The organism is Paraburkholderia sp. J67 (genome assembly GCF_905220265.1).
In the GTDB taxonomy this organism is placed as follows: Bacteria; Pseudomonadota; Gammaproteobacteria; order Burkholderiales; family Burkholderiaceae; genus Paraburkholderia.
In genome coordinates this window covers 102,060-121,187 of sequence record NZ_CAJMZK010000019.1, presented here as the reverse complement: position 1 = coordinate 121,187, position 19,128 = coordinate 102,060, and the positions used below count along the sequence as shown (strand labels likewise).

Below are 19,128 nucleotides of genomic sequence, written 5' to 3'. Positions count from 1 at the left end.
TTTCCTTTAAAATCCGCGTCTTGCCTTTTTTCTGTACCGGCCCGTGCCTTGATGAGGGTGTCAAACCCGGCAAGGCGATAGAAGAGCTGGACTAAAACTTTGTTTCAAGGAAATTGAAATGCGTCACCGTCATGGTCTGCGGAAACTGAACCGCACGAGCAGCCACCGTCTGGCAATGCTCCGTAACATGTCCAACTCGCTGATCGAGCACGAAGTCATCAAGACGACGCTGCCGAAGGCGAAGGAACTGCGTAAGGTCGTCGAGCCCCTCATCACGCTCGGCAAGAAGCCCTCGCTGGCAAACCGTCGTCTGGCGTTCAACCGCCTGCGCGATCGTGACTCGGTCACGAAGCTGTTCGACGTGCTCGGTCCGCGCTTCGCGAACCGTCCGGGCGGCTACCTGCGTATCCTGAAGTTCGGTTTCCGTGTTGGCGACAACGCACCGATGGCACTGGTCGAACTGCTCGACCGTCCGGAAGTCACGGAAGAGAACATCCAGGAAGCGGAATAAGCTTTCAGTCGCTCGATCCCCGGATTGAGCGGCGCGCGAAAAAGCCAGGCCTAGCCTGGCTTTTTTGTTTTTGGGCTCTCCTCATCGCACCCAGCTTGAGCGAATGCCGCTGACCTTGATGTACCGCGACTTCGATGCGGTTCCGTCAACGTATAGTAAGGCACGAAAACGCGGGTAGAAAACGTGGAGGAGACAGTGTCTTATTTTTATCGAGTTTTATTCGGACAACTTAGGATTTTTCAGGCGGTCGATCGGTCGCTGGCAGCGCTGTTGACGCTTGCCGTTACGCTGTCGCTCGCCGCCTGCAGTGGCTCCGACGACATCAGCACGGGTGCCGCGAACGCTCAGGCCGGCATGCTCGCCACAAGCCTCAAGCTTAGTGTCGCCGTCGATACGAACGATGCGAGCGAGAGCGGCGTTTCCTGTGCGAATCTCGGCGCCGATTGGGCGAGCTGTGCCCGTGGCCGGTTGATTCTTGAAAATCGCGGTACCGAAAGCCTCAGTGCCGGTGGCTGGACGCTCTACATACACAGCATCCGGCGCGTACTCGCCATCGACAATGCTGCGATCTCGTGGCGTCACATCACCGGCGATCTGTATGCGCTGTCACCGCAGCGAGGCGCATTTTCTCTGGCGCCTGGTCAGCGTATCGAAGTGCCCTTCGTGGGCGAATACTGGTACCGGCGCTATAGCGATTTGCTTCCGCGGGCCTACGTCGTTGTCGACGGTGCAGCGCCTGTCGTCCTCAAGGCGAACGACACCGACGACGAAACGCAATATGTCGAAAGTCTGCCGCCCAGCGCGGACGGCGTAGCCAATTTCCTGGAGACGCCGGCGCAGATACAACGCGCGCATGCAGAGGCCGCGCCGCCGTCCGCCGAGCGGGTCGCGGCGCGCGCGATTCCGGCTGTCTTGCGGGAACAGGCGGGCAACGGCAACGTGCAGATATCCGGCGTCACGTTTGGGTTGCCGGATCTTCCGGGCGCACAGCTCGCGGTGTTGCAGGCGCGCGCCGCTGTGCTCGGCTTGACGGGCACGCCCCTCCAGGTGACGGGCCGTCTTGCGCCCAACGTATTGCCGGCAGACATTGCGATATCGGGTGGCTATCGCCTGACCATCGCAGGCGATGGCGTATCGATTGACGCCTTCGATGCGCCTGGCCTGTACTACGGCGTGCAGACGCTCTTTTCGCTGACGCCGCCGGGCGGCGGAAGCGTACCGGCGCTAACTATCGAGGACGCGCCGCGTTACACCCATCGCGGGATGATGGTCGACCTCGCGCGCAACTTCCACCATCCGGCGACGTTGCAACGCCTTCTCGATCAGATGAGCGCCTACAAGCTCAACCGTCTACACCTGCATCTCTCCGACGACGAAGGCTGGCGCATCCAGATTCCCGGCTTGCCCGAATTGACCGACATTGGGGGCCAGCGTTGCCACGATCCCGACGAAACACGCTGCCTGATACCTCAGCTCGCGTCGGGACCGAATAACGAATCGGGTGGCGGATATCTGAGCCGTGCCGACTACGTCGCGCTCGTGCGCTATGCCGCTGACCGCTTTATCGAGGTCATCCCGGAGATCGACATGCCGGCGCACGCTCGCGCTGCCGTGGTGTCGATGGAAGCGCGCTATCGCAAGCTGCATGCGCAGGGCGACGAACAAGCCGCCAATGAATATCGCCTGCTCGATCCGCAGGACACATCGAACATCACCTCCGTCCAGTTCTACGATCGGCGAACCGATCTAAACCCCTGTTCCGATAGTGCGCGCCGTTTCGCGGGCAAGGTCATCGGCGAAATCGCGGCGATGCATCGCGAGGCGGGAGCCCCGCTCTCCATCTGGCACTTCGGCGGCGACGAGGCCAAAAACATTCTGCTCGGCGCGGGCTTTCAGGCGAGCAACGGTAGCGATTCCGGCAAGGGCCGCATCGACCTTGCGGCTCAGGACAAGCCGTGGGCGCGCTCGCCGTGGTGTGCGGCGCTGATCGGGCAAGGCAAGGTGGCGAGCGTCGACGAATTGCCCACGATGTTCGCGATCGACGTCAGCCGGCTCGTCAGCGCAAACGGCATCGGCGCGATGGCGGCGTGGCAGGACGGCCTCAAGCACGCCAGCGGCCCGCAGGACTTCGCCACGAGCAGCGTCATGGTGACGCTCTGGGACACGCTCTTCTGGGGCGGCGCGGATACCGCGCAATCGTGGAGCCAGAAGGGCTATCGAGCGGTCCTTGCACTGCCCGACTACCTGTACTTCGATTTCCCCTACACGATCGACCAGCACGAGCGGGGCTATTACTGGGGTTCGCATGCGACGGATAGCTTCAAGGTCTTCTCGCTCGCGCCGGACAACTTGCCGCAAAACGCCGAGATCATGCCCGATCGCGATGGCAATCCGTTCGAGGTGACGGGCACGGGGCCCGCGCCGCGTATCGAAGGCATGCAGGGGCAGGCATGGGGCGAGGTCATGCGTAACGATCAACTGCTCGAGTACATGGTCTATCCGCGGCTGCTCGCGCTGGCCGAGCGCGCGTGGCACCGCGCGCCCTGGGAACTGCCGTATCGGGACGGCGAGCGCTACAAGCTCGGCGACACCAACAAGGTGGACAAGGCCGCGCTCGCCCAGGACTGGGCGGAGTTCATGGGCGCTGTGCAGGCGCGCGAGTTCGCAAAGTTGCAGCGCTCGGGCGCGGTGGTGCGCACGTCGCTCAGTCTGTCGGGAAACTGAACGAGTGCGACGCTCCGGCGCACAACGCACCGTTTTGACTGTGCCCGTCTCGTGACGGCGGTATGGGCCGGCGCGTAGCACGCGCCGGTCGGGGCGGTGGTAGCATCACATGTTGCCTCAAGCCCTTTTTCTGGAAGAGGGCGCCGCCGCCGGAGTTCGTCGTGACCCTCAATGTGACCCTGATGCTGACTACGGTGCCCGACGAAGGCATCGCCGAAAAGCTCACGTCCGGGGCGCTGTCCCAGCGCCTCGCCGCCTGTGTGACGCGCCTTGGCGCTGTGCACTCCACGTATCACTGGCAGGGGCAGATCGAGGCCGGCAACGAGATCCAGTTGCTCTTCAAGACGAGCCTCGCCCGCGCGGCCGAACTCGAACAGTTCATCCAGACCCAGCATCCCTACGAGACGCCCGAGATCCTCTCGTGGCAGGCCACGGCGTCCAGCGCCTATGGCCAGTGGGTCAACGCAGAAACACAGCGCACCATTCATGTCTAACCGCTTTGATCGGCGCCCGTGCGCCGCGCCGTACGCATCGTTGCTGGCTTTCCTCGCATTGATTGGCTGTCTGCTGCCGCTGCTGTTCGGGGCGGCGCCCGCGCGCGCCGACGATGACTTCTTGCCGCCCGACCAGGCTTTCACGTTCAGCGCGAGCGAAACGCCGGGCATGGTGGACGTGCATTTCAAGATTGCGGACGGCTACTACATGTATCGTGAGCGTTTTGCGTTCGCGGCCCGAGGCACGGCCACGCTCGGCGATGCGCAGATCCCGCCTGGGCACGTGAAGTTCGATCCGACCTTCAACAAGAACGTCGAGACTTACCGCAACGAGCTGACGATCCACGTGCCCGTGAAGGCTGCAAGCGGCCCATTCGACATCGCGGTGACCTCCCAGGGCTGCGCCGATGCGGGCATCTGCTATCCGCCGGCCGAGCATGTCTACCACGTGAGCGCAGCGGCGCTCCAGGCTGCGGGATCGAGCCAGAGCGCGCAGCCTTCGGCGACCGCCGCACCCGCCGTCGCAACCGATAGCGCCCAGCCGTGGTACGAACGCGCGACCAGCGCCGATTACGCGCAATCGCTCCTGCAAGGCGGCGGCTTCTTCGCCGTAGTCGGTCTCTACTTTGTCGCGGGCATGGTGCTGAGCCTCTTGCCCTGTTCGTATCCAATGATCCCGATCCTTTCGGCGATCATCGTCGGTGAAGGCGCGCGGGTGACGCGTGCGCGCGGTTTCGCGCTGTCGTTCGTCTACGTGCTGGGCATGGCGCTCGTCTACACGGTGCTCGGCATCGCCGCTGCGCTGGTCGGCCAGAGCCTCGGCGCCTGGCTCCAGAATCCCTGGGTGCTGGGGACCTTCGCCGTGTTGCTGACGGCTTTCGCAGTCATGCTGATCGCCGGTTACGACATCGCGCTGCCGCAGCGCTGGCAGGACGGCGCCTCGCGTGCCTCGCAGGGGCGCTCGGGCGGCAAGTTCGCCGCCGTCGCGGTGATGGGGGCGCTCTCGGCACTCGTCGTTGGCGCCTGCATGACCGCGCCGCTTTTCGCCGTGCTCGCCTTCATCGCGCATACGGGCAACGCCGTATTGGGCGGTGCCGCGCTCTTCGCGATGGGTATCGGCCTTGGCGTGCCGCTGATGATCCTTGGCCTGGGGGCGGGCACGCTGCTGCCGCGTGCGGGCACGTGGATGGATGGCGTGAAGGTGTTCTTTGGCGTCGTGTTGCTGGCGGCCGCGCTCTGGATCGTCTGGCCGGTGCTGGGCGCAATCGCGCAGATGTTGCTGGCCGCGCTCTGGCTGCTGCTGGCCGCCGCAGCACTCGGCCTATTCACGCCGAATGCGGGGCCGGCCAATGTCTGGCGCCGTCTCGGCCGTGGCGTGGGTGCGGCGTTCGCCATCTGGGCCGCCACGCTGATCGTCGGGCTCGCGGCGGGCTCGACCGATCCGTTGCGCCCGCTGGCGGTGCTGGCGGCACACGAGGGTGGGGCAGGCGCGTCGCAGACCGCGAGCGCCCAGGCCGATGCGCTCAGCTTCGCACCGGTGCGTTCGTCCGCGCAGCTCGATGCGGCGCTCAAGACGGCGGGCAAGCCCTCGATGCTCGACTTCTACGCGGACTGGTGCGTGAGCTGCAAGGAGATGGAGAAGTTCACGTTCAGCGACGCGCGCGTGCAGGCGCGCCTCGCGCAACTGGGGCTGCTGCGCGCCGATGTCACCGCCAATAGCACCGACGATCAGGCGCTGCTCAAACGTTTCGGCCTGTTCGGGCCGCCGGGCATCATCTTCTTCGACGCGAAGGGCAACGAAGTGCTGCGCGTGGTCGGCTATGAGAACGCCGATAAATTCCTCGCACGTCTCGATCGCGTGGCGACGCCGGGCGCGGGCGCCGATGCACAGACTCCTTCTGCCTCGACGGTGCCGCCGCGCAGCCTGTTCAACCTGCCCGGCGGGCAATCGTAAGCAGACCGCACGATCGTCACCCGTCACGGCAGCACAATCGAAAAAGGCACGTCTCGCGACGTGCCTTTTCACATGGCGTCCGACTCAGCGAAGCTTACTTCTGCGCACGCAACAAACGCGCTGCGTCGAGCGCGAAGTACGTGAGGATGCCGTCCGCACCCGCGCGCTTGAACGCGAGCAGCGATTCCATCATCGCCTTGTCGTGATCGAGCCAGCCGTTCTGCGCGGCGGCCTTGAGCATCGCGTACTCGCCGCTGACCTGATACACGAAGGTCGGGAAGCGGAACTCGTCCTTCACGCGGCGCAGGATGTCGAGATACGGCATGCCGGGCTTGACCATCACCATATCGGCGCCTTCCTCGATATCGAGGCGCACTTCGCGCATCGCTTCGTCGGTGTTGGCCGGGTCCATCTGGTAGGTCATCTTGTTGCTCTTGCCCAGATTCGAAGCCGAGCCCACCGCATCACGGAACGGACCGTAGAACGCCGAAGCATACTTGGCCGAGTAGGCCATGATCTTCGTGTGGATGTGGTTTTCGCTTTCGAGCATCTCGCGGATCGCGCCGATGCGGCCGTCCATCATGTCCGACGGCGCGACGATATCGACGCCCGCTTCGGCCTGCACGCGTGCCTGCGCAACGAGGATCTCGATGGTTTCGTCGTTGATGACGTAGCCGTTCTCGTCGAGCACGCCGTCCTGACCGTGACTCGTGTACGGGTCGAGCGCGACGTCGCACAGCACGCCCAGATCCGGGAAGCGCTTCTTGAGCTCGCGCACCGCGCGCGGGATCACGCCATCGGGATTGGTCGCCTCGATACCGTCGGGCGTCTTCAACGCCGGATCGACAACGGGGAAGAGCGAGAGCACGGGCACGCCCAACTCGACGCACTGCTCGGCCACGCCCATCAGCAGATCGATCGACACGCGCTCGACGCCGGGCATCGACGGCACGGCTTCGCGCACGTTCTCGCCCGCGATGACGAACACCGGGTAGATCAGATCGTTGGTGGTGAGGATGTTTTCGCGCATCAGGCGGCGCGAGAAGTCGTCACGGCGCATGCGGCGCGGACGATGATGCGGGTAGAAGCTCATGGCGGCGGATTATCTTGAAACAAAACGCGCTTTTGGAGCGCAGGAAACTTTTCAGGACAATGGTATATCATACCGATCGAGCGAGGCGCCTTGCGCCAGACTCCCCGCTTCTCCTCCCTGAGCGGGTGCCTGTCGTTTTTCGATAAGGCTGTTTAACCCGCCGGCACTTACGGCGGGTTTTTTTATGCGCGGCCAAAATTTGCGTTTTGCATGCAATTTGCTGCCGAAAACGGGCGAGTCCGCGCCGCGTACTGCCCCCTTATGTGGGCTTGCGCACGCTCGCGAGCAAAAAGCTGCTGAGAGGGGAGAGGGCGGTCAGAATTGACCGCGAAGGGGCGATCCGGAAGGCGCATGTGCGCGGGCCTGGCGCCCGATTCCCCAGGATGCGTCGAGGAATCTGGCGCCCGCCGCGCGTGGCCTCAGGAGGCGGATTCTTCCGTGGCGCCGGTATCGGCTTGAGGCACGATCCAGCTTTCGATGACCGCGTGCGCTTCGTCGAGCCCAACGCGCTTGAGCGCCGAAAAGAGCTGCGCGCTCAGCTTGCCTTGATAACCCTGCTTGCGATACTCGTCGAACGCCTTGTTCGTCTCGCGCAGCGCCAGCACGCTTTCCTGGCGAGTCAATTTGTCGCACTTCGTCAGCAGCGCGTGGATCGGTTTGCCGGTCGGCTCGAACCACTCGATCATGCGGCGGTCGAGCTCGGTGAGCGGGCGGCGTGCATCCATCATCAGCACGAGACCATTGAGTTGCGCGCGCGTTTGCAGATAGAGCGAAAGCAGTTGCTGCCAGTGCTGCTTGGCCGCTTCCGGCACTTCGGCGTAGCCGTAGCCCGGCAGGTCGACGAGGTAGCCGGACGGCTCGTCGGCCGGGCCCACCGAGAAATAGTTGATGTGCTGCGTGCGGCCCGGCGTCTTCGAGGCGAAGGCGAGGCGCTTCTGATTGCACAGCAGATTGATGGCGGTGGATTTGCCTGCGTTCGAGCGCCCGGCGAACGCGACCTCGGGCCGCGCCGTGGCGGGCAGGTCGCGCAAATGATTCACCGTTATGAAGAAACGGGCTTGATGCAGCAGGAAGGCCATCGTGAGGACCACAGTAGAAAAAAGCGAGGCGGCGGGTCCGCCAGGCCCGGAGGAGCCCGGGAAGGATCTGGAGATATCGGGGAGAGGCCCGACTGGCGCCGTTGCGCCTTGCGCGCTATTGTACAATGCGACGGTTTACTGAATACCCGTGAGGCCGGCGCGGGCCTTTCGAGCAGATCGGTCGCTGTCGTAGTTTGCAGAACCTGATTCCCACAAGACGAAACAAGGTGCGCGAATGAATCGACTGAGCAAGTCATTGAAAGCACTCGAATTTGCGATAGCGGCAGGTCTCACAGCAGGTGTTTCGATCATGGCGATGGCGGCGGACCCGGCGACCCCGGCCAAACCCGACCTCGCCCGCGGGCAGGCCATCGCGGCGCAAGTGTGCGCCGCCTGCCACGCCGCCGACGGCAACAGCGCGGGCGGCGCCTATCCCAAACTGGCGGGCCAGCACGCCGAATATCTCGTCAAAGAACTCAAGGATTTCAAGTCGCAGCCCGGTGGCAAGCCCCCTGCACGTAATAATGCAATTATGGCCGGCTTCGCCAGCGCGCTTTCCGATCAGGATATGATCAACGTCGCGGCCTGGTTCGCCTCGCAGACGCCCAAGCCCGGTTTCGCGCGCGACGCCAAGACCGTGCCGGAAGGCCAGAAGATCTGGCGCGCCGGGGTCGCAGACAAAGGCGTGCCGGCCTGCGCGGCCTGCCACGGGCCGACCGGCCAGGGCATTCCGATCCAGTATCCGCGTCTGTCGGGTCAATGGTCGGAATACATCGTCGCGCAGTTGCAGGCGTTCCAGCAGGGCACGCGCAATAACAACGAGCCGATGCGCCAGATCGCGCACCGTCTCTCGGATGACGAAATCAAGGCCGTCGCCGATTACGCAGCCGGTCTGCATTGAGCCGCTCGCGCGAGGCAGGCAGGCGGTCGGTCGAAGAACAAGAAAAGGGTGTGGGCGCCGTGAGGATGCGGCGGTCCTGCACCCTTTTTTGCTGTCATGCGTTGCCACAATGCGCCCCCACGCATGGCAGCGGGTTGGAACCAGAAGCGGAGTTTGAATGAGCGTCACCACGCAGGGTTTGCAGTTGAATGTCCGCCAGAAGGCGGTGAGAAGTGCGGTCGAGCTGCTCAGTTCGATGCGTTTCGCCATTTCGCTGCTGGTGGTGCTGGCGATTGCGAGCATCATCGGCACCGTGCTCACGCAGGACGACCCGTATCCCAATTACGTCAACCAGTTCGGCCCGTTCTGGGCCGACATCTTCCGCTCGCTGAGCCTCTACACGGTCTATAGCGCGTGGTGGTTCATGACCATCCTCGGCTTCCTGGTGGTGTCGATCTCGCTGTGCGTGATCCGCAACGGCCCGAAGATGATCGCCGACACGAAGAGCTGGAAGGACAAGGTGCGCGAAGGCAGCCTGCGCGCGTTCCATCACAAGGGCGAGTTCGCGCTCGAAGGCACGACGCGCGCAGAGACCGCGGCGACGCTCGGCAAGCTGGCGGGGCGCCTCGGCTACCGGTTCGTCACGCGCGAGAGCGAAGGCGCGACGCTGATCGCGGCCAAGCGCGGCGCGCTCACGAAGATCGGCTACATCTTTGCCCACCTCGCGATCGTGGTGATCTGTATCGGCGGGCTGCTGGACAGCAATCTGCCGATCAAATTCCAGATGTGGCTGTTCGACAAGACGCCGATCCGCAGCAATGCCGTCATCAACGACATCGCGCCGGAGCATCGCCTGTCACTGTCGAATCCGACCTTCCGCGGCTACGCGTGGGTGCCCGAGGGCCAGTACGTTTCCACGGCGATCCTCAATCAGCCCGACGGCTCGCTCATCCAGGATCTGCCGTTCTCCATCCAGCTCAACAAGTTCATCGTCGATTACTACTCGACGGGCATGCCCAAGCTGTTTGCGAGCGACATCGTCGTGATCGACCACAAGACGGGCCAGCGCATCCCGGCGCGCATCGAGGTGAACGAGCCGTTCGAATACGACGGCGTGTCGATCTACCAGTCGAGCTTCCAGGACGGCGGCTCGCAGATGCAGATGACCGCCTGGCCGATGGCGGGCGCCACCGCGAAGAGCTTCCCGTTCGGCGGCACCATCGGCAACTCGGCGCCGCTCAAGTTGCCAGCGGGCGAGAGCGTGCCGGGCGTCGACGGTCAGACCATCGAATTCGCCGATTTCCGTGCGATCAACGTCGAAAACGTCTCGAACGGCAGTGGCCAGAACGACGTGCGCGGCGTGGCGCATCAGACGCTCAAGGAAGCGTTCGACGAACGTCTGGGTTCGGGCGCCAAGACATCGAAGCCGCTCGACCTGCATAACGTCGGGCCGTCGGTGCAATACAAGGTGCGCGACAAGGACGGCCAGGCGCGCGAGTACAACAACTACATGCTGCCCGTCGATGTGGGCGGCGCGCGCATGTTCCTCGCGGGCATGCGCGAGAATCCGGACGAGGCGTTCCGCTACGTGCGCATCCCCGCCGACAGCGGCGGCACGATGAAGGAGTGGATGTTGTTGCGCGCGGCCTTCGAAGATCCGGCGCTGCGCGCCCAGGCGGCGCACCAGTTCGCGGTGCGTTCGGTCCCCGATTCGAATCGTGAGTTGCAGCAGCATCTGGAAGACAGCGCGTCGCGCGTGCTGACCCTGTTCTCGGGCACCGACCCGACCATGCAAGGCGCACCGAAGGCGCAGATGGGCGGCTTCCAGGCCGTGGCGGCGTTCATCGATAAATCGGTGCCCAAGGATCAGCAGGAAAAGGCCGCGGGCCTCCTGCTGCGCATGCTCGAAGGCGCGACCTGGGACCTCTGGCAGCTCGCGCGCGCCCAGGCGGGCGAGCCCGCGCTCGCGCCCGACGCCGAATCCGCGCGCTTCGTGCAGGACTCGATCAATGCCGTTTCGGACAGCTTCCTGTACGGATCGCCTGTCTATCTACAGCTCGATTCATTCAAGCAGGTGCAAGCTTCGGTATTTCAGTTGACGCGCGCGCCGGGCAAGAAAGTCGTGTATCTTGGCAGCCTGTTACTCGTGCTCGGCATCTTCTCGATGTTCTATGTGCGCGAGCGGCGTCTGTGGTTCTGGCTGAAGGAGCGTAGCGGGACGGACGGCAAGGGCGTCGATGTCATCATGGCGATGTCGACCGCGCGCCGTACGCTCGACTTCGAGAAAGAGTTTGCCCGTACCCGCGAAGCGGTCTCGCGCGCCCTGGGCACCAGGCCCGAGACTCCCGGCGCAGGCGACGGCGGGACGGACCGTACCCCTTGATCCACGCGATCCACGCGCATTTTTCGGATACTCAAGATCAACACCGGTAAGCCCATGGACTTGACTCAGGTTTCCTCTTCCGCAAAGACCCGCCGCGCCGACCGCGCGGCGGCAGCAGCGGCTCACGACGCGCACGGCGCGTCCGGTCTTCACGACACACTTTTCGACGAACGCCCCTTCCTGCGCCGCCTGACGGTGGTGGACTGGCTGTTCGCGCTGGCGATGGTGGCGGGCGCGGGTTTCGCGCTCTCGCGCTACCACGCGCACATGAACTACTACGACAAGCTGGTGCTGTGCGGCACGGTGCCCGCGCTCGTCGTGCTCGGCTGGCGCTGGAAGCCCTCGCGCCTCCTGATGGCGGCCATCGCGGTGATGTCGATCGGCGCGATCCAGATTTATCAGGGCGACCTCGCGCGCGCCGACCAGGCCTTCTTCCTCAAGTACTTCCTCTCCAGCCAGTCGGCCATTCTGTGGATGAGCGCGCTCTTCGTGCTCGCCACGCTGTTCTACTGGATCGGCCTGCTTTCCCGCTCGGAAACGGGTGGCGCGATCGGCACGAAGCTTACCTGGGCGGCGGTGCTGATGGGCTTCACCGGCCTGATGGTGCGCTGGTACGAGTCCTACCTGATTGGCGCGGACGTCGGCCACATTCCCATCTCGAACCTGTACGAAGTGTTCGTGCTGTTCAGCCTGATCACGGCGCTCTTCTATCTGTACTACGAGAAGCACTACGCCACGCGTGCGCTCGGCGCCTTCGTGCTGCTCGTGATCAGCGCGGCCGTGGGTTTCCTGATGTGGTACTCGATCTCGCGCGACGCGCAGCAGATCCAGCCGCTCGTGCCCGCGCTGCAGAGCTGGTGGATGAAGATCCACGTGCCGGCGAACTTCATCGGCTACGGCAGCTTCGCGCTCTCGGCGATGGTGGGCGTCGCGTACATCATGAAGGAGCGTGGTGTGCTGGCGGATCGCCTGCCCGAGCTCGACGTGCTCGACGATGTCATGTACAAGTCGATCGCCGTGGGCTTCGCGTTCTTCACGATCGCCACCATTCTGGGTGCGCTGTGGGCCGCGCAGGCCTGGGGCGGCTACTGGAGCTGGGACCCGAAGGAAACCTGGGCGCTGATCGTCTGGCTCAACTACGCAGCCTGGCTGCACATGCGCCTGATGAAGGGCTTGCGTGGCGGCGTGGCGGCCTGGTGGGCGCTCACGGGCCTGCTGGTCACGACCTTCGCCTTCCTGGGCGTCAATATGTTCCTGTCGGGCCTGCATAGTTACGGCAAGCTGTAACCGGATCAGACTCCAGAACGAACTAACCGCCGGATGCTTCGCGCACCGGCGGTTTTTTTTCGTGGTGACGGGAAGGATTGCGCCTGGCGCGCGTTAGCCCGCTTACAGGTCTTCGAATCATCGGATCGACAGGAGTCTCGACATGTGGGTCAAGCGCAGCAGCAGGATCATCCTCAACGGCGACGATATCGCCGCGCATGAGATCACGCCGCAAAAAGTGTTCGAACAACGCCGACGCTTCATGAAGGCGGCGGGCGCGCTCGCGCTCGGCGGGATGGGCGCAGGACTGGGCCTTTTCGATCCGCGCGACGCGTTCGCCACTTACGCTTCGCCCGACCCGAAGGCCATGAAGCTCGCGGCAAAGACCAACGCGAAGTTCGTCGCGCCCGACAAGGCCACGCCGTTCAAGGACGTCACGACCTATAACAACTTCTACGAGTTCGGCACCGACAAGGGCGACCCCGCCCAGAACGCGCACACGTTGCGGCCGCGCCCGTGGCGGGTGAGCGTGGAAGGGGAGGTCAAGAACGCCAAGGTCTACGACATCGACGAGATTCTCAAGCTCGCGCCGCTGGAGGAGCGGGTGTACCGCCACCGCTGCGTGGAAGGCTGGTCGATGGTGATTCCGTGGATCGGCGTGCCGCTGGCCGAGTTGATCAAGCGCGCGCAGCCCACCGGCAACGCGCGCTACGTGCAGTTCGTCACGCTCGCCGATCACTCGCAGATGCCCGGCCTCGCGGAGCCGATTCTCGACTGGCCGTACTCCGAAGGATTGCGCATGGACGAGGCGATGAATCCGCTCACGTTGCTCACCGTGGGTCTTTACGGGCAGGTGCTGCCGAACCAGAACGGCGCGCCGGTGCGCGTGGTGCTGCCATGGAAGTACGGCTTCAAGAGCGCGAAGTCGCTGGTAAAGATCCGTTTCGTGGAGAAGCAGCCGTCGACGAGCTGGAACACCTACGCATCGAACGAATACGGTTTCTATTCGAACGTGAATCCGAACGTCGATCACCCGCGCTGGAGCCAGGCAACCGAGCGACGCATCGGCGAGGACGGCTTTTTCACGCCCAAGCGCAAGACGATGATGTTCAACGGCTACGGCGATCTGGTGGCGTCGATGTATCAGGGCATGGATCTGCGCAAGAACTTTTGATGGATAGCTAGAGCAAGCAACGGAGCCCGACGATGGAATCGACGACCACACCCGCAAGCGGCACCGCCAGACGCGCACCGTCCGCCCGTGCCGCCGCCGCTGCATCGGCGGCGAATGGCTCGCGCTGGCTGCGCTGGGCCAAGGTCGCGGTGTTCGTCGCGGCGTGGTATCCGCTCGCACGTCTGGTGTTGTTCGGCGTGACGGACCGGCTGGGCGCGAATCCCATCGAATTCATCACGCGCTCGACCGGCCTCTGGACGCTCGTTTTTCTCTGCATCACGCTGGCCGTGACGCCGCTGCGGCGGCTTACGGGCTGGAACGCGCTGCTGCGCTTTCGCCGCATGCTAGGGCTGTACGCGTTCTTCTATGCGGCGCTGCACTTCACCACCTACATCTGGTTCGACAAGTGGTTCGACGTGGCCGCGATGCTCAAGGACGTCGGCAAGCGGCCCTTCATCACGGTGGGGTTTGCGGCGTTCGTGCTTTTACTCCCACTCGCCGTGACGTCGACGAAGGCGATGGTGCGCAAGCTGGGCCGCCGCTGGCAGACGCTGCACCGGCTGATCTACGCGATCGGCGTGCTCGCGATCCTGCACTTCTGGTGGCTGAAGTCGGGCAAGCACGATCTCGTGCTGCCGAAAATCTACGGCGCGATCATGCTGGCGCTGCTGGGCTGGCGCGTGGCCGTGTGGCTCGTGGGGCGCGTGAAGGCGCGGCAGACCTTGGGCGCCTGAACGTTCGCGCTCGCCGCAGGCAACAAAAAAGCGACGCACCTGGCGTCGCTTTTTTCATCGTATGAGGCAGTTCGCCCTTAGTCGGGCAGCAGATGCTCGCCGGCGAACAGTTGCTGCACGGTCTCGCGCTCGCGCGCGACATGCGCGCGCGTGCCGTCGACCAAAATTTCGGCAGCACGCGGACGCGTGTTGTAGTTCGAGCTCATCGTGAAACCGTAGGCGCCCGCCGAACGGATCGCCAGCACGTCGCCCGCTTCGAGCGCGAGCGTACGGTCGCGGCCCAGCCAGTCGCCGCTCTCGCACACCGGGCCGACGATGTCATAGGCGTGCGCGTCGCCCGCGCGCGGCGCGACCGGCTCGATTGCGTGATACGCCTCGTACATCGCGGGGCGTGCGAGATCGTTCATCGCCGCATCGACGATGGCAAAGTTCTTTTCCGCGCCCGGCTTCAGGAACTCGACCGTCGTGAGCAGGATGCCCGCATTGCCAACCAGCGAGCGGCCCGGCTCGAACCAGACCTCGCGTGTCTTGCCCGTCTTCGCGCCATGCGCGTCGATGCGATCGAGCACCGTGGTCACGAACGCGCCAATATCCGGCGGCGTTTCGTCGTCGTAGCGAATGCCGAGGCCACCGCCCACGTCGACGTGATGAATCGCAATGCCGTCCGACTCGATCTGGTCGACCAGTTCGAGCACCTTGTCGATGGCGTCGAGGTACGGCGCCACTTCGGTGATCTGCGAGCCGATATGGCAGTCGATGCCGACCACCTGCAGGTTCGGCATGGCGGCAGCCGCGCGGTAGGTCGCGCGGGCGTCCTCGAAGGCGATGCCGAACTTGTTCGACTTCAGGCCCGTGGAGATGTAGGGATGCGTCTTCGCATCGACGTCCGGGTTCACGCGCAGCGACACCGGCGCCTTCTTGCCGAGCGCGCCCGCGACGGCGTTCAGGCGATCGAGTTCAGGAATGGATTCGACGTTGAAGCACTTCACGCCTGCTTCGAGCGCCGTCTTCATTTCGTCGGCATGCTTGCCCACGCCCGAAAACACCGTGTTTGCAGCCTTGCCGCCTGCAGCCAGCACGCGCGCGAGCTCGCCGCCCGAAACGATGTCGAAGCCCGCGCCTTCGCGGGCGAACACGTTGAGCACGGCGAGATTGCTGTTCGCTTTCACCGCGACGTGGACCGCCGCGCGGCGACCCGAACAGGCGTCGGCGTACGCGTGCCACGTGGCCAGCAGCGCGGCGCGCGAGTAGACGTAAAGCGGCGTGCCGTGTTGTGCGGCGAGATCGGCGGCGGACACGCCTTCGACGAAGAGCTGGCCGTCGACGCGGTGAAAAGCGGGCTGGGTCATGCGAAGAATCAGGTTGAGCGCGCGAAGGCGCGGGTGCTTACTGGGCCGGTGCCGCGGCGGACGCCGGCTGTGCGCTGGCGGCGGATGCGGGTGCGGAATTCAGTTCGGGGTCCGGGGACAGCGAAAGCGGCGTGCCCGAGGTGTCGGGGATCGAGCCGGTCTGGGCGTCCGAGGCTGCGCGCGCCTGATCGTCGGGCTGCGTTTCGAAGTTGGGCTTCTGCGGCAGCGGCGGCACCGTCGGCATGTAGAGCGGGCCTTTCTGGCCGCAACCCGTGAGCGTCACTGCGCCGAGCGCGAAAGCGGCTAGAATCGCGGCGGACGTCGAAACGCGGGATGCCCGTGCGCGCATCCGGGAATTGACACGCATAATTGTCCCTGAATGATTAACCGGTGGAGTTTAGCATGCCCGATAGTGACTACCTGAGCCGCGCGGAGGCCGTGCTGGCGGCGGTGGAACGCGCCGTGGACGAGGCCGATGCCGACATCGAACTCGAACGCAGCGGCAACGTTCTGACGCTCGAATTCGAGAACCGCACGAAGATCATCATCAATCTGCAGCCGCCGATGAAAGAGATCTGGATCGCCGCGAAGGCGGGTGGTTTCCATTACCGCTTCATCGACGGCGTGTGGCACGACACGCGCACGGGCACCGAGTTCTTCTCGGCGCTCACGGCGTATGCGACCGAGCAGGCCGGCGAGCCGGTGAAGTTCGCACCGTGATGACGGGGTGACTTTGCGCGCGCAGCAATGAGCGCCAGAAAGCAGAACGGGCACCCCAGGGTGCCCGTTCTGCTTTTTGAAGCCTGCGCGGAGTCGGGCTCAGTGCCCGCGGAACAGGTTCATGATGTCTTCCTTTTCCTTGGCGTTGACCTGCTGGGGCTCAGGTGCGGCACCCGTGCCGGCCTCGCCGCCCGAGCCTGAAGAAGAGTCGCCGCTTGCAGCCGCCTGCAGCGCCGCCTGGCTGATGCCCACGGTCGAGACAAAGCCGTGGCCCGGAGTGGAGTCGGCGTAATAGAGCTCGTCGCCGAGCGTGACGACACCGTCGGGCATCGGCATCTTGTAGTCGGGCACGCCGTTGAGCGCCGTTTGCATGTAGTCGATCCACACAGGCAGGGCGAGGCCGCCGCCGGTTTCCTTGTCGCCAAGGCTGCGCGGGTTGTCGTAGCCAATCCACGCAATGGCCGCGAGCGTGTGCTGATAGCCCGCGAACCATGCGTCGCGCGAATCGTTGGTCGTGCCGGTCTTGCCGCCGAGATCCGTGCGCTTGAGGACGTTCGACTTCGCGCCCGTGCCGCGCTGGGCGACGCTCTGCAACAGGCTGTTCATGATGTAGGCGTTGCGCGGATCGATCGCGCGCGGCGCGTTTTCGCCCGCTACGAGCGGCTGCGCCTGCGCAACGACGCCACCGCGCTGGTCGGTGACCTCGGCGATCAGATACGGGTTCACGCGGTAGCCGCCATTGGCGAACACCGAGTAGCCGCCCGCCATCTGCAGCGGCGTCACGAGACCCGCGCCCAGCGCCATCGGCAGATAGGCCGGATGGCGATCCGCGTCGAAGCCAAAGTGCGTGATGTACTGCTGCGCGTACTTCGTGCCGATGTGGTTGAGGATGCGGATCGACACGAGGTTCTTCGACTTCATGAGCGCCGTGCGCATCGACATCGGCCCGTCGAAGCCGCCGCCGTAGTTCTTCGGCTCCCACGCCTGGCCGCCGGTTTCTGCGGCGCTGAAGAAGAGCGGCGCGTCGTTGATGACGGTGGCGGGCCCGAGGCCCTTGTCGAGCGAGGCCGAATAGATGAACGGCTTGAAGCTCGAACCCGGCTGGCGCCACGCCTGGGTCACGTGGTTGAACTTGTTCTTGTTGAAGTCGAAGCCGCCCACCAGCGCGCGGATCGCGCCGTCCTGCGGCACGACCGAAATGAACGCGCCCTCGATCTGCGGCAACTGCGTGATCGACCATTCGCCTGCGTTGTTGCGCGCCACGCGGATGATCGCGCCGGGCCGGATTTTCTGGCTCGGCTGCGCGCGCGTGCTCAACGCGAACTGCGCGAAGCGCAGGCCGTCGCCGGTGATGCTGGCATTGTTGCCGTCCATGAAGGTCGCCTGCACGGCCTTCGGGCTCGCCGCCGTGACCACGGCCGCGACCAGCTCGCCGTTGTCCGGGTGTTCGAGCAGCGCGTCGTCGATGGCCTGTTCGCGGTCGTCGGCGTCGGTGGGCAGGTCGATGAAGGCCTCGGGTCCGCGATAGCCGTGCCGGCGCTCATAGTCCATCAGCCCCTTGCGCAGCGCGCGGTAGGCCACGTCCTGATCGGCCGAATCGATCGTCGTGACGACGTTCAGGCCGCGCGTGTAGGCCTCCTCGTGGTACTGCGCGTACATCATCTGGCGCACCATTTCCGCCACGTATTCGGCGTGTACGCTGAATTCCTTGCCCTGGCCCTTGACCACGAGCGGCTGCGCGGCGGCTTCGTCGTACTGCTGCTGGGTGATGTAGTGCAGCTCCAGCATGCGCTCCAGGATGTACTCCTGACGCACCTTGGCGCGCTTCGGATTGACGACCGGGTTATAGGCCGACGGCGCCTTGGGCAGACCCGCGAGCATCGCGCATTCGGCGAGCGTGAGGTCTTTCAGATCCTTGCCGAAGTACACGCGCGCCGCGCTCGCGAAGCCGTAGGCGCGTTGTCCCAGATAGATCTGGTTCATGTAGACCTCGAGGATCTGATCCTTCGAGAGCTTCGACTCGATCTTGTAGGCGAGCAGCATCTCGTAGATCTTGCGCGTGTAGGTCTTCTCGCTCGACAGGAAGAAGTTGCGCGCCACCTGCATGGTAATCGTGCTCGCGCCCTGCGAGGCGTGGCCGTTGGTGAGCGCCACGATGCCCGCGCGCGCGATGCCCGTGAGATCGACGCCGCCGTGCTCGTAGAAGCGTGCGTCCTCGATCGCGAGGATCGCCTTCTTGAGGTTGTCCGGCACGTCCTGGAAATGGACGATGTCGCGCCGCTCCTCGCCGAATTCGCCGATCAGCACGTGGTCGCGCGTGTAGATGCGCAGCGGCACCTTGGGGCGATAGTCGGTGAGCGCGTCGAGCGACGGCAGATTGGGCGTGGCGACGATCAGCGCATAGCCGAGCACGAGCGCCACGCAGGCGAGCCCGCCCGCGATCAATACGAAGAAGCCGATGAGCAGCCGCGACCACCAGGGCCGACGGCGCTTCTTCGGCGCGGCGGGCTCGGGCGGCGTGGACGGCGGGACGGACGAGGGAGGCTGGGCTTCTTGCATACGGACACCGGAAAAACAGTCCCGCGATTATAGCCGTCCACCCTGGCGCGCTTTCGAAATGCTTACGCCTGAAGCAATGCGGGGCCGGGTTGCGCGCGGGGGCTGCGCAGGGGTACTGAAATATAGGAGCACTCTAGCTGCGTCTCGAATGCGCGAGAAGATCGGCGGCGGGACCTGCCGCAAACTTGCCGTGAAGATTGGCCATCTG

15 protein-coding genes are annotated in these 19,128 nt (G+C 64.5%); 10 read left to right on the top strand and 5 right to left on the bottom strand.

Going from position 1 to position 19,128, the window contains the following annotated elements; all coding sequences use genetic code 11:
• The first annotated feature begins 118 nt into the window (after positions 1-118).
• The 4 genes from rplQ (at position 119) to dsbD (ending at position 5,683) form a co-directional block, all read left to right on the top strand.
• Positions 119-511 carry a 50S ribosomal protein L17 gene (rplQ, locus tag U5782_RS28160; protein WP_027819334.1) on the top strand — a complete coding sequence of 131 codons (393 nt, stop codon included), beginning with the start codon at positions 119-121 and terminating at the stop codon, positions 509-511.
• A gap of 288 nt (positions 512-799) precedes the next feature.
• Positions 800-3,235: a family 20 glycosylhydrolase gene (locus U5782_RS28155; protein WP_322047184.1), complete on the top strand. Its 2,436-nt coding sequence runs from the start codon at positions 800-802 to the stop codon at positions 3,233-3,235.
• Positions 3,236-3,417: 182 nt separating this feature from the next.
• A complete protein-coding gene (gene cutA, locus U5782_RS28150; RefSeq protein ID WP_322047183.1) occupies positions 3,418-3,729 on the top strand; it encodes a divalent-cation tolerance protein CutA in 312 nt (103 codons plus the stop codon).
• Complete coding sequence (gene dsbD, locus U5782_RS28145; protein WP_322047162.1) at positions 3,722-5,683, top strand: protein-disulfide reductase DsbD; 1,962 nt, start codon at positions 3,722-3,724, stop codon at positions 5,681-5,683. The genes cutA and dsbD overlap by 8 nt, the downstream gene beginning before the upstream one ends.
• A gap of 94 nt (positions 5,684-5,777) precedes the next feature.
• Here the strand turns inward: dsbD and hemB are convergent, their stop codons facing one another.
• On the bottom strand, positions 5,778-6,776 hold the full coding sequence (hemB, locus tag U5782_RS28140; RefSeq protein WP_322047161.1) for a porphobilinogen synthase: 999 nt from the start codon (positions 6,774-6,776) through the stop codon (positions 5,778-5,780).
• 419 nt (positions 6,777-7,195) lie between these two features.
• A complete protein-coding gene (gene yihA / locus U5782_RS28135) occupies positions 7,196-7,855 on the bottom strand; it encodes a ribosome biogenesis GTP-binding protein YihA/YsxC (RefSeq protein ID WP_322047160.1) in 660 nt (219 codons plus the stop codon).
• Between the two features lie 235 nt (positions 7,856-8,090).
• On the opposite strand from yihA, the gene U5782_RS28130 reads away from it, so the two are divergent.
• The 5 genes from U5782_RS28130 (at position 8,091) to msrQ (ending at position 14,292) form a co-directional block, all read left to right on the top strand.
• The gene (locus tag U5782_RS28130; RefSeq protein WP_322047159.1) at positions 8,091-8,756 is read left to right on the top strand and encodes a c-type cytochrome; all 666 of its coding nucleotides are present in this window, start codon (positions 8,091-8,093) and stop codon (positions 8,754-8,756) included.
• A gap of 157 nt (positions 8,757-8,913) precedes the next feature.
• Complete coding sequence (locus tag U5782_RS28125) at positions 8,914-11,118, top strand: cytochrome c biogenesis protein ResB (protein WP_322047158.1); 2,205 nt, start codon at positions 8,914-8,916, stop codon at positions 11,116-11,118.
• A 54-nt stretch (positions 11,119-11,172) separates the two neighbouring features.
• Positions 11,173-12,405, top strand: a complete 1,233-nt coding sequence (gene ccsB, locus U5782_RS28120) for a c-type cytochrome biogenesis protein CcsB (RefSeq protein WP_322047157.1) — start codon at positions 11,173-11,175, stop codon at positions 12,403-12,405.
• Positions 12,406-12,547: 142 nt separating this feature from the next.
• Complete coding sequence (gene msrP / locus U5782_RS28115; RefSeq protein ID WP_322047156.1) at positions 12,548-13,558, top strand: protein-methionine-sulfoxide reductase catalytic subunit MsrP; 1,011 nt, start codon at positions 12,548-12,550, stop codon at positions 13,556-13,558.
• 32 nt (positions 13,559-13,590) lie between these two features.
• On the top strand, positions 13,591-14,292 hold the full coding sequence (gene msrQ / locus U5782_RS28110; RefSeq protein ID WP_322047155.1) for a protein-methionine-sulfoxide reductase heme-binding subunit MsrQ: 702 nt from the start codon (positions 13,591-13,593) through the stop codon (positions 14,290-14,292).
• A gap of 77 nt (positions 14,293-14,369) precedes the next feature.
• On the opposite strand, the gene lysA is transcribed toward msrQ, so the two are convergent.
• Both lysA and lptM read right to left on the bottom strand, forming a co-directional pair.
• Positions 14,370-15,641 (bottom strand): diaminopimelate decarboxylase, encoded by a 1,272-nt coding sequence (lysA, locus tag U5782_RS28105; RefSeq protein WP_322047154.1) that lies wholly within the window; start codon positions 15,639-15,641, stop codon positions 14,370-14,372.
• A 37-nt stretch (positions 15,642-15,678) separates the two neighbouring features.
• Positions 15,679-16,008 carry an LPS translocon maturation chaperone LptM gene (gene lptM / locus U5782_RS28100; RefSeq protein ID WP_322047153.1) on the bottom strand — a complete coding sequence of 110 codons (330 nt, stop codon included), beginning with the start codon at positions 16,006-16,008 and terminating at the stop codon, positions 15,679-15,681.
• A gap of 35 nt (positions 16,009-16,043) precedes the next feature.
• Here lptM and cyaY point away from each other — a divergent pair, with 35 nt between their 5' ends.
• Positions 16,044-16,361, top strand: coding sequence for an iron donor protein CyaY (gene cyaY, locus U5782_RS28095; RefSeq protein ID WP_322047152.1), 318 nt, complete (start codon positions 16,044-16,046; stop codon positions 16,359-16,361).
• A gap of 99 nt (positions 16,362-16,460) precedes the next feature.
• On the opposite strand, the gene U5782_RS28090 is transcribed toward cyaY, so the two are convergent.
• Entirely contained in the window at positions 16,461-18,920 is a 2,460-nt protein-coding gene (locus U5782_RS28090; RefSeq protein WP_322047151.1) for a penicillin-binding protein 1A, read from the bottom strand.
• Positions 18,921-19,128: the final 208 nt, after the last annotated feature.